This is a genomic window from Segatella copri (assembly GCF_003465495.1).
Lineage (GTDB): Bacteria > Bacteroidota > Bacteroidia > Bacteroidales > Bacteroidaceae > Prevotella > Prevotella copri_G.
On record NZ_QSAV01000144.1, the window covers coordinates 1 to 318 of the forward strand.

The window sequence follows — 318 nt, forward strand, 5'->3', positions numbered from 1 at the left end:
GTTGTTTGAATGGTTTGTAACTTGCATCAAAGGCTAAAGCCTCTTCTGCGTTTCTTCTTTTTCTTCTTGACTGATTCATCCTCTGGGAATGTCTCAAAGGTCTGAGCATTGGCTGGAGCAAAAAGTCCAATGGAAGAAATACCGTCCCAAGGGTCCTGGCTGCTCTCCGATATGGATGGCACCTGCTCATTCTTGCGACAGCCCTGCTCATATTGCTGAGCAGAGCTGGCTCTTGCTGATAAAAGGTTCTCCGTTCCCTCAAATCTCGCATTCAGCTTGCCAAAGCTATAGTCTCGGCTAATCTGCGTACCCTTGAAG

At 47.5% G+C, this 318-nt stretch carries 1 pseudogene; it reads right to left on the reverse strand.

Annotated elements, in window-relative coordinates:
• Window positions 1–26: 26 nt before the first annotated feature.
• A pseudogene (locus DWV53_RS16360) lies at window positions 27–318 on the reverse strand (relaxase/mobilization nuclease domain-containing protein); the annotation flags it as partial.